The sequence below is a fragment of the Burkholderia sp. MSMB1459WGS genome (genome assembly GCF_001534535.1).
Taxonomy (GTDB): domain Bacteria; phylum Pseudomonadota; class Gammaproteobacteria; order Burkholderiales; family Burkholderiaceae; genus Burkholderia.
This window is the reverse complement of the sequence record NZ_LPMU01000012.1, coordinates 49,407-65,179: the sequence shown is the minus strand read 5'-3', so window position 1 is coordinate 65,179 and position 15,773 is coordinate 49,407. Positions and strand designations below refer to the sequence as shown.

The 15,773-nt window shown below is 67.0% G+C and carries 12 protein-coding genes; 4 read left to right on the top strand and 8 right to left on the bottom strand.

The window, feature by feature from the left end; translation table 11 throughout:
* Positions 1-13: 13 nt before the first annotated feature.
* Positions 14-2,374 (bottom strand): LPS-assembly protein LptD, encoded by a 2,361-nt coding sequence (locus tag WT97_RS05295; protein WP_059793994.1) that lies wholly within the window; start codon positions 2,372-2,374, stop codon positions 14-16.
* A 221-nt stretch (positions 2,375-2,595) separates the two neighbouring features.
* Between WT97_RS05295 and WT97_RS05290 the strand changes: the two genes are divergently transcribed.
* Together WT97_RS05290 and murU are read left to right on the top strand one after the other, a co-directional pair.
* A complete protein-coding gene (locus WT97_RS05290) occupies positions 2,596-3,645 on the top strand; it encodes an aminoglycoside phosphotransferase family protein (protein WP_059793992.1) in 1,050 nt (349 codons plus the stop codon).
* A gap of 22 nt (positions 3,646-3,667) precedes the next feature.
* Entirely contained in the window at positions 3,668-4,390 is a 723-nt protein-coding gene (gene murU / locus WT97_RS05285) for an N-acetylmuramate alpha-1-phosphate uridylyltransferase MurU (RefSeq protein ID WP_059793990.1), read from the top strand.
* Positions 4,391-4,639: 249 nt separating this feature from the next.
* Here murU and WT97_RS05280 read toward each other — a convergent pair whose 3' ends face one another.
* Positions 4,640-6,511, bottom strand: a complete 1,872-nt coding sequence (locus WT97_RS05280; protein WP_059504466.1) for an ABC transporter ATP-binding protein/permease — start codon at positions 6,509-6,511, stop codon at positions 4,640-4,642.
* A 174-nt stretch (positions 6,512-6,685) separates the two neighbouring features.
* Here WT97_RS05280 and WT97_RS05275 point away from each other — a divergent pair, with 174 nt between their 5' ends.
* The gene (locus WT97_RS05275) at positions 6,686-7,081 is read left to right on the top strand and encodes an acyl-CoA thioesterase (protein WP_006485741.1); all 396 of its coding nucleotides are present in this window, start codon (positions 6,686-6,688) and stop codon (positions 7,079-7,081) included.
* A gap of 35 nt (positions 7,082-7,116) precedes the next feature.
* On the opposite strand, the gene WT97_RS05270 is transcribed toward WT97_RS05275, so the two are convergent.
* Positions 7,117-7,599 (bottom strand): nitrate reductase associated protein, encoded by a 483-nt coding sequence (locus WT97_RS05270; RefSeq protein WP_059504464.1) that lies wholly within the window; start codon positions 7,597-7,599, stop codon positions 7,117-7,119.
* Positions 7,600-7,719: 120 nt separating this feature from the next.
* Between WT97_RS05270 and fdhD the strand changes: the two genes are divergently transcribed.
* On the top strand, positions 7,720-8,544 hold the full coding sequence (fdhD, locus tag WT97_RS05265) for a formate dehydrogenase accessory sulfurtransferase FdhD (RefSeq protein ID WP_059504603.1): 825 nt from the start codon (positions 7,720-7,722) through the stop codon (positions 8,542-8,544).
* 52 nt (positions 8,545-8,596) lie between these two features.
* Here fdhD and WT97_RS05260 read toward each other — a convergent pair whose 3' ends face one another.
* From WT97_RS05260 to WT97_RS05240, 5 genes are all read right to left on the bottom strand, one after another.
* Complete coding sequence (locus WT97_RS05260; RefSeq protein ID WP_060030353.1) at positions 8,597-9,364, bottom strand: enoyl-CoA hydratase; 768 nt, start codon at positions 9,362-9,364, stop codon at positions 8,597-8,599.
* Positions 9,365-9,455: 91 nt separating this feature from the next.
* The gene (locus WT97_RS05255) at positions 9,456-10,655 is read right to left on the bottom strand and encodes an acetyl-CoA C-acyltransferase (protein ID WP_059504460.1); all 1,200 of its coding nucleotides are present in this window, start codon (positions 10,653-10,655) and stop codon (positions 9,456-9,458) included.
* Positions 10,656-10,686: 31 nt separating this feature from the next.
* Positions 10,687-13,122 (bottom strand): 3-hydroxyacyl-CoA dehydrogenase/enoyl-CoA hydratase family protein, encoded by a 2,436-nt coding sequence (locus WT97_RS05250; protein ID WP_059504458.1) that lies wholly within the window; start codon positions 13,120-13,122, stop codon positions 10,687-10,689.
* Positions 13,123-13,235: 113 nt separating this feature from the next.
* Positions 13,236-15,023 (bottom strand): acyl-CoA dehydrogenase C-terminal domain-containing protein, encoded by a 1,788-nt coding sequence (locus WT97_RS05245; RefSeq protein WP_059504456.1) that lies wholly within the window; start codon positions 15,021-15,023, stop codon positions 13,236-13,238.
* Between the two features lie 58 nt (positions 15,024-15,081).
* Positions 15,082-15,681: a TetR/AcrR family transcriptional regulator gene (locus WT97_RS05240; protein WP_006485742.1), complete on the bottom strand. Its 600-nt coding sequence runs from the start codon at positions 15,679-15,681 to the stop codon at positions 15,082-15,084.
* Between the last annotated feature and the right edge of the window lie 92 nt (positions 15,682-15,773).

Below are 15,773 nucleotides of genomic sequence, written 5' to 3'. Positions count from 1 at the left end.
AGACATGCCGGCGTTACTCGTAGTTGCTGAAGCGGGACATCGGCGGCGGCGGCGGCGGCAACGGCGTGTAGCCCGGCACCCCGGCGCGGAATGCGGACACGAGGCCGTTGTCGATGGTCGACAAGCCCTTGAGCGTCAGCTGCATCATGAATCGCGTCGACGAGTTCTGCTGTCCCGACGAATTGATGCCGTTCGCGGCCCGCTGCACCCCGACCCCGAGCGCCCAGCAATCCGCGTCGTATTGTAAGCCGACCAGACCGTCGACCACGCGATCTCCGGCGAGGTCGTAGTTGAAACGGCCGATCGCATACAGGCGGCGCGTGAGCGGCCATTGCGCGGACACCAGGAACTGGTTGATCGGCTGGTTGTCGAGCGTGGTGTTCGCGCGCGTATAGCGGTAGCCGACGTTGATCACGCGGCGCTCGCCCGGGCTGTAGCCGAAACCGACGCTCGACTTCACGAGCTGGTTGTTGTTCTGGTTGTACTGGAACGCCGTTTCCGACATGAAGCCCGAGCCGAGCTTCAGCGCGGCGCCGACGATCAGGTCCGAGTGGCGCGCCAGCACGGCGCTCTGCCCGGGGTTCAGCGTGACGCGCTGATCGGCGAAGTAGTACTGCTGCGCGATCACGAAGCGCGCGCGCTCGTCGCCGGTGCGCGGATCGATGAAGCGCGACGTGAGGCCGGCCGTGATCCGGTTCGCATCGGCGATCCGGTCGTTGCCGACGAACGTGTTCGGCTGGTAGATCTCCGCGAGGCCGAAGTCCGATTCCGCGGTGTCGAACAGCGGCGCGTTCGACTGATCGCGATACGGCGTGTACACGTAGTACAGGCGCGGCTCGAGGGTTTGAATGAAGTCCTGGCCGAACAGGCGCACCGAACGATCGAAGATCAGCCCCGAATCGAAGCTCACGGTCGGGATCGACTCAGTGAAGCGCTTCGGGTTGTTCGGCGTGGTCGACGACAGGTAGTTCAGGTCGTACGACGCGAAGTGGTACTGGACCTTCGGCACGACGAAGTAGCCGGGGCCGTACACGCCGTACGAGATGTACGGGTTGAAGACGATCCGGTCGCCCTGGGTCGCATCGGCGGTCGTGATGCGGAACCGCGAGTAGTCGGCTTCCGCGCCGAAGTCGAAGCCGCCGACGTTGTACTTCGTGTACTTCACGTTCAACTGCGGCTCGCGGCTGTACGGCGCGATCGACGGCGGCAGCGTCTGCCAGTGCTGGTAGCGCGCGAGCACCGACCACGGGCCGTTGTTGTACGTGAGGCCGGCTTCCTGCTGGTACAGCGTCTGCGTGCCGTTGATGAACTGGTTCGACGACCCGAGGTCTTCGGGATACGTGTTGTCCGAGACCTTGTTGAAGTAGACGTAGCCGCCGAAGCCGCCGCCGAAGTTCTGCTGGTGCTGCCAGTAGATCGCGTAGCGGTTGCGGTGCGCGAGCCGGTCGTCCGGCAGGTAATTGGCCGTAAACGTGCCCGAATACGACGGCGACAGATAGCGGAACGTCGCTTCGGTCATCACGCCGCGCCGCGAGATGATGCGCGGCGTGAGCGTGAGATCGCGGTTCGGCGCGATGTTGAAGTAGTACGGCAGCGTCAGCTCGAAGCCGTTGCTCGAGTTCATCGAGAACGTCGGCGGCAGCAGGCCGCTGCGCCGCTCGCCCGACAGCGGGAACGTCATCCACGGGCTCGCGAAGATCGGCACGCCCTGGAAGAACAGCACGCCGTTGCGCGCGGTGCCCTCGTCGGCGCCCGTATCGAAATCGAAGCGGCTGCCCTTGATGTACCACGCGGGGTTCGTCGAGCACTGGCACGCCGTATACGTGCCGTTGACGAACACCGAGCGCTCGTTGTCGACCATGTCGACGCGCTCCGCGCTGCCCGACCCGCCCGTCACGTTGAAGTGATACTTCGGCGCGGTCATGAAGCCCTGGTTCGCCTCGATCTTCAGGTGCGCCTCGGGGCCCGCGAACGACGTGCCGCCGTTGATCACCTTGACCTGGCCGTACGCATCGGCCATGTCGGTATCCTGATCGTAGTGGATCGCGTCGGCCTTCACGACGGCGTCGCCGCGCCGCAGCTCGGCCGAACCCTTCGCGGCGAGGTCCTGCTCGGCGGTGCCGCTCGTATGGTCGGCGATCACGAAAGCGGCCGGCTTCGCGCCGTCCTTCAGCGGATGATCCTCGAGCTGGGGCGCGAGACGCAGATCCCACGGCGAGTCGAGCGGCTGCGGCTGCGCAGCCGCACCCGTCAGCTGCGCGTACGACACGGCCGGCACGAGGCCGGGCACGGCCAGGAGCGCGAGCGCGAGCCGCCGTTTGCGCGGCGCCCCGTCACCGGGGAAAACATTCGGGAATAGCGGTTTGGGCGGCATCTATCGTTTGGCGAATCGCCCCTTGTCAACCGCGCCTGCACGGCACCGTCGCGCGGCGGCCCGCGCCGTCGAGCCGCGACTGCGGCTCTTCGCAAACCGGGGAGGCGATCGGGCGGACGGCGCGACAGGCGGCGAGCCTGCACGGCGGAAGCTGACGCGGGGCGCGTCAAAAAAGTCGTGGGGTATTATATGGCAAGACGTTCCCCCCTCCGCCGAGTTTCATGACGCCCCCATCCGCCGCATCCCAGCCCGACGCCCGCCTCGAAGCGCTCACCGCGTGGCTGCGCCCGCTCGCCGAGCGCTACGCGCTCGATCTGTCGACCCTCGCGCCCGCGTCGTCGGACGCCAGTTTCCGCCGCTATTTCCGCGTCGCATCGGCCACCAGCGCCGGCGGCACGCTGATCGCGGTCGATGCGCCGCCGCCCGAGAAGTGCCGCGAGTTCGTCCAGGTCGCGCAGTTGCTCGCCGCGGCCGGCGACCACGTGCCGGACGTGCTGGCCCACGATTTCGACGCGGGCTTCATGCTCGTGACCGACCTCGGCCGCACGTCGTACATCTCGGTGCTCGATCCGGCCGATCCGGCCGCCGCGCGAACGCTGATGCGCGCCGCGCTCGATGCGCTGATCCGCTTCCAGCTCACGTCGAAGCCCGACGTGCTGCCGCCGTTCGACGAAGCGTTCCTGCGCCGCGAAATGGAGCTGCTGCCCGAATGGTTCATCGGCCGCCACCTCGGCAAACCCGTGACCGACGCGATGCGCGGCACGCTCGACCGCACGTTCGCGCTGCTGGTCGCGAGCGCGCATGCGCAGCCGCAAGGCTTCATGCTGCGCGACTTCATGCCGCGCAACCTGATGGTGTGCGAACCGAACCCGGGCGTGCTCGACTTCCAGGACGCCGTGTACGGGCCGCTGACGTACGACGTCGTGTCGCTGCTGCGCGACGCATTCATCAGCTGGGACGAGGAGTTCGAGCTCGATTGCTTCGCGTACTACTGGGAAAAGGCGAAAAAGGCCGGCCTGCCGGTCGATCCCGACTTCGGCGAGTTCTACCGCCAGCTCGAATGGATGGGGCTGCAGCGCCATATCAAGATCCTCGGCCTGTTCGCGCGCATCAACTACCGCGACGGCAAGCCGCATTACCTCGCCGACCTGCCGCGCTTCCTCGCGTACGCGCGCAAGGTCGCGCTACGCTACCGCCCGCTCGTGCCGTTCGCGAAGCTGCTCGACGAGCTCGAGGGCAACGCGCCGGCCGACGTCGGCTATACGTTCTGACCGTCCTCACACCCCGTCGAACATGAGCACTACCCTGACCACGGCGATGATCTTCGCCGCCGGACGCGGCGAGCGGATGCGCCCGCTCACCGACACCTGCCCGAAGCCGCTGCTCGAAGCCGGCGGCAAGCCGCTGATCGTATGGCAGATCGAGGCGCTCGCGCGTGCGGGCATCGAGACCATCGTGATCAACCACGCATGGCTCGGCGAGCAGATCGAGGCCGCGCTCGGCAACGGTTCGCGCTGGGGCGTGCGGCTCGCGTATTCGGCCGAGGGCGACGCGCTGGAAACCGCCGGCGGCATCGCGCAGGCGCTGCCGCTGCTCGAGCGCGACGGGCAGCCGGCCGTGTTCGCGGCCGTCAGCGGCGACGTGTACTGCGCGTTCGACTACCGGACGCTCGCGCCGCGCGCCGCCCGGATGGCCGCGCTCGACACGCCGGCGATGCACCTCGTGATGGTGCCGAACCCGCCATTCCATCCGGCCGGCGACTTCGCGCTCGGCGACGATGGCCGTCTCGCGCTCGACGGCGCCGCGCGCTTCACGTTCGGCAACATCGGCCTGTACGACACGCGGATGTTCCGCGACCTCGCGCCCGGCACGCGGCGCGCGCTGACGCCGTACTATCGCGCGGCGATCGAAGCCGGCCGCGCGAGCGGCGAACTGTACGAAGGGATCTGGGAGAACGTCGGCACGCCCGCGCAGCTCGGCGAACTCGACGCGCGGCTGCGCACCGCCGCGGGCTGATCGTTTCGCGGCCGCCTGCCGACTACCGGTTCGCCGGCGCGGCGGCCGATGGGGTGACGGTGACGGCTCGATGAGGTGACGGGCCGATGGAGTGACGGGCCGATGTGGCGCCCGGTCGACCGGCCGCGAACCGATCCGCGATCGAATGTCGGGAACGCCCCGCCGGCTCACCCGGCGGTGACGACACCACGCTGCCGACAGCCTGCACACCGCCCGCTCCCGCCGCACGCCGCGTCGCGACACCCGCGCTCACGCGGCCTCGGCCTCTTCCCCGCCGGCCGCCGCGCGTTGCTGCTGCAACGCCCACATCTGCGCATACAGCCCGTCGGCGCGCACGAGTTCGTCGTGCGTGCCGCGCTCGACGATCCGCCCGTGGTCCATCACGAGAATTTGCTGCGCGTGCACGACCGTCGACAGCCGGTGCGCGATCACGAGCGTCGTGCGATGCCGCGCGATCTGGTCGAGTTCGTGCTGGATCGCGCGTTCCGAGCGCGAATCGAGCGCCGACGTCGCTTCGTCGAACAGCAGCACCGGCGGATCCTTCAGCAGCGTCCGCGCGATCGCGACGCGCTGCTTTTCGCCGCCCGACAGCTTCAGCCCGCGCTCGCCGACCGGCGTGTCATAGCCCTTCGGCAAGCTCTCGATGAAGTCGTGGATGTGCGCGGCGCGCGCGGCCGCGATCACTTCGTCGCGGCTCGCGGTCGGCCGGCCGTACGCGATGTTGTAGTAGATCGAGTCGTTGAACAGCACGGTGTCCTGCGGCACGATCCCGATCGATGCGCGCAGCGATTCCTGCGTGACGTCGCGGATGTCCTGGCCATCGATCCGGATCGCGCCGCCCGCCTGCCGGTCGAGATCGTAGAAGCGGAACAGCAGCCGCGACAACGTCGATTTCCCCGAACCGCTGTGGCCGACCACCGCGGTCGTCGTGCCGGCCTCGATCGTAAACGTCACGTCGTGCAGGATCTGCCGCGACGGCTCGTACGCGAAGTTCACGTGCTCGAAGCGCACCTGCGCGCCGGCCACCGCGAGCGGCGGCGCATCGGGCCGGTCGGCCACTTCCTTCGGCGCCGTCAGCAGCCCGAACATCCGGTCCATGTCGGTCAGGCTCTGCTTCAGCTCGCGATAGACGACGCCGAGGAAGTTCAGCGGAATGTACAGCTGCAGCATGAACGTGTTGATCAGCACGAGATCGCCGAGCGTCAGCTTGCCCGCGAGCACGCCCTGGGTCGCGCGCCACAGGATGAACACGAGCCCGGTGCCGATGATCGCCTGCTGGCCGAAGTTCAGCACCGACAGCGAGTTCTGCGAGCGGATCGCGGCCTTGCGGTAGCGCTTCAGGTTCTCGTCGTAGCGTTGCGCCTCCCACTCCTCGTTGCCGAAGTACTTCACCGTCTCGTAGTTGATCAGCGAGTCGATCGCCCGCGAGTTCGCGCGCGAATCGAGTTCGTTCATCGTGCGGCGGAAATGCGTGCGCCAGTTGGTGACCTTCACGGTGAACACGATGTACGTGATGAGCGCCGCGAACGTCACGTACGCGTAGTAGGCCTCGTACTTGACCACGAAGAAGCCGAGCACGAGCCCGACCTCGACGAGCGTCGGCAGGATGCTGTACAGCGAATACGAAATCAGCTGCTGGATGCCGCGCGTGCCGCGCTCGATGTCGCGCGACATGCCGCCCGTCTGGCGTTCGAGGTGAAACCGCAGCGACAGCCCGTGCAGATGCCGGAACACCTGCAGCGCGAGCTGACGCACCGCGCTCTCGGTGACCTTCGAGAACAGGATTTCGCGCAGCTCGGTAAAGAGCGACGTCGACAGCCGCACGAGCGCATACGCGACGACCAGCAGCCCGACGCCGCCCGCGAGCACGATGCCGGCCGACTGCTCGGCACGCCCGAGCGCGGTGAGTTGCTGCACGGCGGACAGATGATCGACGATGCGCTTCATCACGACCGGCACGCCGAGGTTCGCGACCTTCGCACCGATCAGGCAGCCGAGCGCGAGCGCGACGCGCCATTTGTAGGTGGCCAGGTACGGCAGCAGCGACCGGATGGTCTGCCAGTCGTTGCGAGGCCCGGTCGAAGCCGGCGCGGGCTCGCCGGAAGCGGGAAATCGGCGCATGGGGGAAGGGTTGTGCGGCGGTACGGGACGCGCATATCGGCGGCCGGCTCGCGCGCTTTCTCGTACAATTTGCGAACGTTGTATTGTCGCAGAAGCCGCTTCGCGCCGCTGCCAGCGCCCTCGCCGGCCACGCTGCGCGCGGCGGCCCATTTATTACAGGATGAAAGCCCCGCCATGACCGATTCGACCCTCGAACTCCCGCAGAAGCAGCCCGCGCTGCGCGTCGTCCCGCAACCGCACGACGCGAACGTTCACGGCGACGTGTTCGGCGGCTGGATCATGTCGCAGGTCGACATCGCCGGTTCGATCCCCGCGAGCCAGCGCGCGAACGGCCGCGTCGCGACGGTCGCGGTCAACTCGTTCGTGTTCAAGCAACCGGTGTTCGTCGGCGATCTGCTGAGCTTCTACGCGACCATCATGCGCACCGGCAACACGTCGATCACGGTCGACGTCGAGGTGTATGCGCAGCGCATGCGCCTGATGGGCGAAGTCGTGAAGGTCACCGAAGCGACGCTCACGTACGTCGCGACCGGGCCCGACCGCAAGCCGCGGCAACTGCCGCCGCTCTGACGGCAGGCGGCGCACCGCAGCGCGGCGGGCGGCCGTCAGTGCGCGGCCGTCAGCCCGAACTCGCGCATCGCGGGCACGAAATCGTGATTCAGCGCCGGCTTGCGCGACAGCTTGACCAGCACGTAGCGCTGGAACGGCGCGAGCCGCTGCCACTGCGCGAGCGCGGGCGCCGGCAGCCCGGCCAGCGCGCTTTGCTGCACGAGCGACTCCGGCACCGCGTCGACGGCGCGCCAGGCCGGCTGCTCGTCCGGCTGGAACCATGACGGCTCCAGATCGGCGTGCGTGCGCAGCATTTCGAACAGCGCGTGATCGAAGTTGGGCTCGATCGCGGTGTCGTCGTCGGCCGGAAAGCGCGCGAGCAGCTTGCGGTCCTCGAGCGGCAGCAGTTGCCACTGCTCGAGCGATATCCGCAGCCCGAAGCGGTCGAGATTGAAACGCACGATCATCGGGATGTACGTGAAGTTTTCCGACGAATCGTGTTCGAAGTTGAAGAGCAACGGAGCGTCGCTGAGTCCCATGGTCGTTACCTGACGTGGCGGATGCCGGCGCGGCCGGCTTGCCTGGGGTATTTTAGAACCTCTGCGCGCGGGCGGCGGCACGATCGTCGCCGACCGTGCTTCGAATCAACGGGAGTGCTCGTGAATCCGACCCAATCAGACGAACCGCGCGGCGCGATCGAGCTGCCCGTGAGCCGCACGCGCGGCGGCGCGGTCGAGACCGCGCACGACTTCGTCGGCCAGGAATGGCCGGTCGCCCTCGTCTTCAACGGCATCTCGCACGCGGTGATGATGTGTACGCCATGCGATCTCGAAGCGTTCGCGGTCGGCTTCGCGATCTCGGAAGGGATCGTCGCGCGCGGCAGCGACATCAAGGACATCGAGGTGATCCTGCACGCCGACGCGCCGCTGCCGCATGCGGAAGTCCACCTGGAAGTCGTCCAGCAGGCGTTCGCCGCGCTGAAGGACCGGCGCCGCGCGCTCGCGGGGCGCACGGGCTGCGGCGTCTGCGGAATAGAAAGCATCGACCTGCTCGACCTTGCGCCCGAACGCGTGCCCGATACCGGCTTTCTCGCGCGTCTTGCGCCCGACGCGCTGGCGCGTGCAGCGCATGCGCTGCCGGCACACCAGGCGCTCACGAAACTGACCGGCGGCCTGCATGCGGCCGCATGGTGCGACGCAACAGGCGCGATCCGGACGGCATTCGAGGACGTCGGCCGCCACAATGCGCTCGACAAGCTGATCGGCTCGCTCGTGCTGTCGCGTGCCGATCCCACCGACGGCTTCGTGTTCCTGTCGAGCCGCGCGAGCTACGAGCTCGTACGCAAGGCCGCGCGGGTCGGCATCCCGCTGGTCGCGACCATCTCCGCGCCGTCGTCGCTCGCGATCGAGATCGCGAAGGCGGCCGGCTTGCGGCTCGTCAGCTTCTGCCGCGAAACGGGGTACGTCGACTACGGCACGGCCTGATCGCGATCGCGGCCGCGCAGCGGCGAGCCACCGCCGGCGCGGCCTGCTCCGTTCAGTCGAACTGACGGAAATCCGGCTTGCGTTTCTCGAAGAACGCCGTCATCGCCTCGCGCGCCTCCGGCGCGCGCAGCATCGCGCCGAAGTGGCGCGCTTCCTCGGCCATCCGCGCGGGCGTCGCCACGCCGCCCGTATCCTTCAACAGCGCCTTCGTCACACGCAGTGAAGCCGCCGGCAACGCCGCCAGCTTCGCCGCCTGCTTCGCCGCGAATGCGTCGAGTTCGGCCGCCGGCAGCACGCGATTGACGATGCCGATCCGGTGCGCTTCCAGCGCGTCGAACGCCTCGCCGAGCAACAGCTTCTCGGCGGCGACCTGATGGCCGGCCAGGCGCGGCAGCAGGGCGCTCGACGCCGCTTCCGGGCACAGCCCGAGCTGCACGAACGGCAGCGAGAACGTCGCGGTGTCGGCCGCGTAGACCAGATCGCAGTGCAGCAGCATCGTCACGCCGACCCCGACCGCGATGCCCGGCACGGCCGCCACGATCGGCTTGCTCGCGCCGCTGATCCGCGCCAGAAACTGGAAGACCGATGCGGTGTCGTCCTTCGGCGGCGACTTCAGGAAATCCTCGAGATCGTTCCCCGAGCTGAAATTGCCGTCGCTACCGCGCAGCAGGATCGCGCGGACCGCCTTGTCTTCCTGCGCGTCGGCGAGCGCATCGGCCATCGTCTGGTACATCGCCGCCGTCAGCGCATTCTTCTTCGCCGGGCGCGCGATCGTGATCGTCATCACGCCGTCGGCGCGTTCCACTTGAATGTCGGCCACAACCGTCTCCTTCAACTGTCCTCTACCGGAATGAAAAACGGTGCGCGAGCTCGTGGCCCGCGCACCGTCGTCGCTCTTCGTCGCGTCCCGCTTACAGGCGTTCGATGATGCCCGCCGCGCCCATGCCGGTGCCGACGCACATCGTGACCATCCCGTATTTCAGGTTGCGGCGGCGCAGGCCGTGCACGACGGTCGCCGCGCGGATCGCGCCGGTCGCGCCGAGCGGGTGGCCCAGCGCGATCGCGCCGCCCATCGGGTTGACCTTCGACGGATCGAGGCCGAGATCGCGCATCACCGCCAGCGACTGCGCGGCGAACGCCTCGTTCAGCTCGATCCAGTCGAGGTCGTCCTGCTTCAGGCCGGCGGCCTTCAGCGCGGCCGGAATCGCTTCCTTCGGGCCGATGCCCATGATTTCCGGCGGCACGCCGCGCACCGCGAAGCTCACGAAGCGCGCGAGCGGCGTCAGGTTGAATTCCTTGAGCACCTTCTCCGACACGACGAGCAGCGCGCCCGCGCCGTCCGACGTCTGCGAGCTGTTGCCGGCCGTGACCGAGCCCTTGTTCGCGAACACCGTGCGCAGCTTCGCGAGGCCTTCGAGCGACGTATCCGCGCGCGGGCCTTCGTCGAGCTTGATCTCGCGCGTCTTCACGTCGATTTCGCCGGTCGCGAGATTCGGGAAGCGCTCGGTGATCGTGTACGCAGCGATTTCGTCGCCGAACTCGCCGGCCTGCTGCGCGGCGAGCGCCTTGCGGTGCGACTCGACCGAAAACGCGTCCTGGTCCTCGCGGCTCACCTTCCACTGCTCGGCGACGCGCTCGGCCGTCAGGCCCATCCCGTATGCGATGCCGAAATCTTCGTTGCGATCGAAGATGTGCGGCGACATCGACGGCTTGTTGCCCATCATCGGCACCATGCTCATCGACTCGCAGCCGCCCGCGAGCAGCGCGTCCGATTCGCCGACGCGGATCCGGTCGGCCGCCATCGCGAGCGCGGTGATGCCCGACGCGCAGAAACGGTTGACCGTCACGCCGCCGACCGTCTGCGGCAGGCCTGCGAGCAGCGCGCCCATCCGCGCGACGTTCAGCCCTTGTTCGGCTTCGGGAATCGCGCAGCCAATGATCGCGTCCTCGATCACCTTCGTGTCGAGACCGGGCACCTGCGCGACCGCCGACTTGATCGCGTGAACCAGCAGCTCGTCCGGCCGCGTGTTCTTGAAGACACCGCGCGGGGCCTTGCCGATCGGCGTGCGGCTGGCGGCGACGATGTATGCGTCTTGCAATTGTTTGCTCATTTCAGACTCCTTGTCCGCTCTGTCCGCTCGCTCAGTTACGCACCGGCTTGCCGGTCTGCAACATGCCCATGATCCGCTCCTGCGTCTTCTGCGTGCCGAGCAGCTCGACGAACGCGCGGCGCTCGAGCGCGAGCAGCCACTCTTCGTCGACCAGGCTGCCGGCTTCGACGTCGCCGCCGCACACGGCTTCGGCGATGCGGCTCGCGATCAGATAGTCGTGGTCGCTGATGAAGCGGCCGTCGCGCATGTTGACGAGCGATGCCTTGATCGTCGCGATCGCCGAACGGCCCGCAACCGGCACGTCCTTCGCGCGCAGCGGCGCGCGGTAGCCGGTGGCGGCCAGCGCACGCGCTTCCTTCTTCGCGGTGTCGAGCAGTTCGAACACGTTGAAGACGATCGTGTCGGACGGCTTCACGTAGCCCATCGCGCGCGCATCGTGTGCCGACGACGAGACCTTTGCCATCGCCGCGTTCTCGAACGACTTCGTGACGAATTTCAGGATGTCGGTGGTCGCATTCGCGGCCGTCGCGGCTTCCGCCGCGCGCAGCGCCGCTTCCTTCAGGCCGCCGCCCGCCGGCACGAGGCCGACGCCCACTTCGACGAGGCCGATGTAGCTCTCGACGTGCACGACGCGCTTCGCACTGTGCAGCATCAGCTCGCACCCACCGCCGAGCGCGATGCCCGACACGGCCGCCACCACCGGCACGTTCGCGTACTTCACGCGCAGCATGCCTTCCTGAAACTTCTTCACGAACGGCTCGATCCCCTTCGCGCCGCCCATCATGAACGCGGGCATCGCCTCTTCGAGGTTCGCGCCGGCCGAGAACGGGCCGCCCGGCGTGCCGAGCTTCAGCGACGTCGGCTGCCAGATCACGACGCCCTTGTAGTCCTTCTCCGCGAGTTCGATCGCCTGCACGAGGCCGTCGATCACGCTCGGCCCGATCGTGTTCATCTTCGACTTGAACGACACGATCACGACGTCGTCTTCACCCGCACGGTCGTCGACCCACGCGCGCACCGCGTCGGTTTCGAACAGCGTCTTGCCGTAGGTCTTAGGATCGGCTCCCGCTTCGCCGATCAGCGGCGCGCGGAATACCTGCTTGCCGTAGACGGCCAGATCCGAGCGCGGCACGAAACGCTTCGACGCCGGCGCCCACGAGCCTTCGGCCGTGTGCACGCCGCCCTTCTCGGCGACCGGGCCTTCGAGCACCCACGACGGCAGCGGCACGTTCGCGAGCGCCTTGCCGGCCGCGATGTCTTCCTGCACCCATTCGGCGACCTGCTTCCAGCCGGCGGCCTGCCAGCCTTCGAACGGGCCTTCGTTCCAGCCGAAGCCCCAGCGGATCGCGAGGTCGACGTCGCGCGCGTTGTCGGCGATCGATTCGAGATGCACGCCGATGTAGTGGAACACGTCGCGGAAGATCGACCACAGGAATTGCGCATGCGGATGATCCGTCTCGCGCAGGAGCTTCAGGCGTTCCGCCGGCGGACGCTTCAGGATGCGGCCGACCGTTTCGTCCGCCTTCGCGCCCGAATCGACGTAGGTGCCCGTCTTCGCGTCGAGCACCTTGATCGCCTTGCCTTCCTTCTTGTAGAAACCGCCGCCCGTCTTCTGGCCGAGCGCGCCCTGCTTCACCAGTTCGGCGAGCACGGCGGGCGTCTGGTAGACCGGGAAGAACGGATCGTCGGCGAGGTTGTCCTGCATCGTCTTGATCACGTGCGCCATCGTGTCGAGGCCGACCACGTCCGCGGTGCGGAACGTCGCCGACTTCGCGCGGCCAAGGCGGCTGCCGGTCAGGTCGTCGACTTCGTCGAAGCGCAGGCCGAATTTCGCGGCTTCGGTGATCACCGCTAGGATCGAGAAGATGCCGACGCGGTTCGCAATGAAGTTCGGCGTGTCCTTCGCGCGTACGACGCCCTTGCCGACGACGCTCGTCAGGAAGGTTTCGAGCTGGTCGAGGATTTCCGGACGCGTGTGCGCAGTCGGGATCAGCTCGACGAGGTGCATGTAGCGCGGCGGATTGAAGAAGTGCACGCCGCAGAAGCGCGACTTCAGTTCGTCCGAGAAACCTTCGGACAACTTCGTGATCGACAGGCCCGACGTGTTGGTCGCGAAGATCGCGTGCGACGCGATGTGCGGCGCGACCTTCTTGTACAGGTCGTGCTTCCAGTCCATCCGCTCGGCGATCGCTTCGATCACGACGTCGCATTCGGCCAGCTTCGCGATGTCGTCTTCGTAGTTGGCCGCTTCGAGGTACTTCGCGTCGTCCTTCACGCCGAACGGTGCGGGCGACAGCTTCTTCAGGTTCTCGATCGCCTTCAGCGCGATCGCGTTTTTCGGGCCTTCCTTGGCCGGCAGGTCGAACAGCAGCACCGGCACGCGCGCGTTGACGAGGTGCGCGGCGATCTGCGCGCCCATCACGCCGGCGCCCAGCACGGCGACCTTGCGAATCAGGAAATTGCTCACGGGATGTCTCCGGATAGTGTCGTGCAGCGCGGAATGTGAGGGCTGCACGGCGAAGTGAGTACCAGGAACCGTTGCGTTCGGGCGGCGTGCGGCGCGCACCGCCCGGACTCGCGTCAGAACAGCGATTCGTCGACTTCCATCAGCGTCTTCGAACCAGCGCGCGCGGCGCGGATCGTCGCGGCCGTCTCGGGCAGCAGGCGCGCGAAGTAGAAGCGTGCGGTCGCGAGCTTCGACTTGTAGAACGGGTCGCCGGATGCTTCGTTGTCGAGCGCGATGCGCGCCATGCGCGCCCAGAAGTACGAGAACACCAGGTGGCCGACGGTACGCAGGTACGGCACGGCCGCAGCACCGACTTCGTCGGGGTTCTGCATCGCCTTCATGCCGATTTCCATCGTCAGCTTCTGGACCTTTTCACCGATGTCGGCGAGCGGGTTGATGAACTCGGCCATCTCCGGCTTCACGCCTTCGGCTTCCGCGAATTCCGTCACGAGCTTGCCGAACTTCTTCAGCTTCGCGCCCATGTCGCCGAGCACCTTGCGGCCCAGCAGGTCGAGCGACTGGATCGAGTTCGTGCCTTCGTAGATCATGTTGATCCGCGCGTCGCGCACGTACTGCTCCATGCCCCACTCGGAGATGAAGCCGTGGCCGCCGTAGATCTGCATCGCGTGGTTGGTCGACTCGAACGCGTTGTCGGTCAGGAACGCCTTGATGATCGGCGTGAGCAACGCGACGAGGTCGGCCGCTTCCTTGCGCACCGCTTCGTCGGCGTGCGACAGCTCCTTGTCGATCTGCAGCGCGGACCAGTACGTGAACGCGCGCGCGCCTTCCGCGTAGGCCTTCTGCGTGAGCAGCATGCGGCGCACGTCCGGATGCACGATGATCGGGTCGGCCGGTTTGTCCGGTGCCTTCGGGCCCGTCAGCGAGCGCATCTGCAGGCGTTCCTTCGCATACGCCAGCGAGTTCTGGTACGCGACTTCCGTGAGGCCGAGGCCCTGCATGCCGACGCCGAGACGCGCGGCATTCATCATCACGAACATCGCGTTCAAGCCCTTGTTCGGCTCGCCGACCATCCAGCCCTTCGCGCCGTCGAGATTCATCACGCACGTCGAGTTGCCGTGGATGCCCATCTTGTGCTCGATCGAGCCGCACTTGATGCCGTTGCGCTCGCCCGGCTCGCCCGAAGCATCCGGAATGAACTTCGGCACGATGAACAGCGAGATCCCCTTGGTACCTTGCGGCGCGTCCGGCAGGCGCGCGAGCACGAGGTGAACGATGTTCTTCGACATGTCGTGCTCGCCGCTCGAGATGAAGATCTTCGTGCCGCTGATCGAGTACGAGCCGTCGCCGTTCGGTTCGGCCTTGGTGCGCAGGATGCCGAGGTCGGTGCCGCAGTGCGGCTCGGTCAGGCACATCGTGCCCGTCCATTCGCCCGACACGAGCTTCGGCAGGTATTGCTGCTGGAGTTCCGGCGCGCCGTGCGCGTGCAGGCATTCGTACGCGCCGTGCGACAGGCCCGGATACATCGTCCATGCCTGGTTCGCCGAGTTCAGCATTTCATAGAGCGCGTTGTTCACGAACGCGGGCAGGCCCTGGCCGCCGTAGTCCGGATCGCAGCCGAGCGCCGGCCAGCCGGCCTCGACGTACTGCCGATACGCTTCCTTGAAGCCGGTCGGGGTCTTCACGACGCCGTCGCCTTCATACGTGCAGCCTTCGCGGTCGCCGACCTGGTTCAGCGGGAACAGTACCTCGGAGCAGAACTTGCCCGCTTCCTCGAGGACCTGGTTGATCGTGTCGGCGTCGAGGTCCGCATGCCTGGGCATTTGCTTGACTTCGGCTTCGACGTTCAGAAGCTCGTGCAACACGAATTGCATGTCGCGCAGCGGCGCGGCGTACTGTCCCATGACTCTCTCCAAAGGTGGGCAAAACGGCTCGAGCTCCTGGCGGGCGGATCACGCGCCGCTAACGGCTCTCGCTCTGATACGAAACGATCGTCTTTTCCAGCGCGGCCCACGTGAGGCGCACCGCGTCCGGCGAATGCAGGAAGCGTGCGTCGTGATGCAGGCCGAGCGTGAAGCTGTACAACTCGAAGAGCATCAGTTCCGGATCCGTGTCCGTGCGCAGATGCCCTTCTTCCATCGCCTGCGAAATGGCGCGCAGCAACGCGGCACGCCAGGCGGTCACGCTCGCGATCAACTGCTCGCGCACGGGGCTGTCCGGCCGGTCGTCGTACTCCACCGCGCCGCTGATGTAGATGCACCCGGTCGTCACCTCCTGGATGCGCTTCTCGATCCAGCGCGCCAGCATCGCCCGAAGACGCGGCAGACCGCGCGACTCGCGCAGGCTCGGAAAGAACACCTCGTTCTCGAAACGATGGTGATACTCGCGGACGACCTCGACCTGCAGGTCTTCGCGCGAACCGAAGTGCGCGAACACGCCGCTCTTGCTCATCTGCATGCGCTCGGCCAGCAGGCCGATCGTCAGCCCCTCCAGCCCGTCACGGCTGGCGAGATCCAAAGCAGCTTCGAGTATCGCGGCACGCGTCTGTTCGCCTTTTCGCATAGCTTTTTCTGTAACCGTTCGGGGGTTCGAATAAAATCGAACGGCCGTACTATTATTGAGTGCGGCCGCTCTCGAAACAAGGAAATTATTAG

What these genes read in the sequence shown, in the direction of transcription:
- WT97_RS05295 (WP_059793994.1), bottom strand. Translation starts at nt 2,374, where the DNA reads ATGCCGCCCAAACCGCTATTCCCGAATGTTTTCCCCGGTGACGGGGCG.
- WT97_RS05240 (WP_006485742.1), bottom strand. Translation starts at nt 15,681, where the DNA reads ATGCGAAAAGGCGAACAGACGCGTGCCGCGATACTCGAAGCTGCTTTG.
- WT97_RS05290 (WP_059793992.1), top strand. Translation starts at nt 2,596, where the DNA reads ATGACGCCCCCATCCGCCGCATCCCAGCCCGACGCCCGCCTCGAAGCG.
- WT97_RS05275 (WP_006485741.1), top strand. Translation starts at nt 6,686, where the DNA reads ATGACCGATTCGACCCTCGAACTCCCGCAGAAGCAGCCCGCGCTGCGC.
- WT97_RS05245 (WP_059504456.1), bottom strand. Translation starts at nt 15,023, where the DNA reads ATGGGACAGTACGCCGCGCCGCTGCGCGACATGCAATTCGTGTTGCAC.
- murU (WP_059793990.1), top strand. Translation starts at nt 3,668, where the DNA reads ATGAGCACTACCCTGACCACGGCGATGATCTTCGCCGCCGGACGCGGC.
- WT97_RS05270 (WP_059504464.1), bottom strand. Translation starts at nt 7,599, where the DNA reads ATGGGACTCAGCGACGCTCCGTTGCTCTTCAACTTCGAACACGATTCG.
- WT97_RS05280 (WP_059504466.1), bottom strand. Translation starts at nt 6,511, where the DNA reads ATGCGCCGATTTCCCGCTTCCGGCGAGCCCGCGCCGGCTTCGACCGGG.
- WT97_RS05255 (WP_059504460.1), bottom strand. Translation starts at nt 10,655, where the DNA reads ATGAGCAAACAATTGCAAGACGCATACATCGTCGCCGCCAGCCGCACG.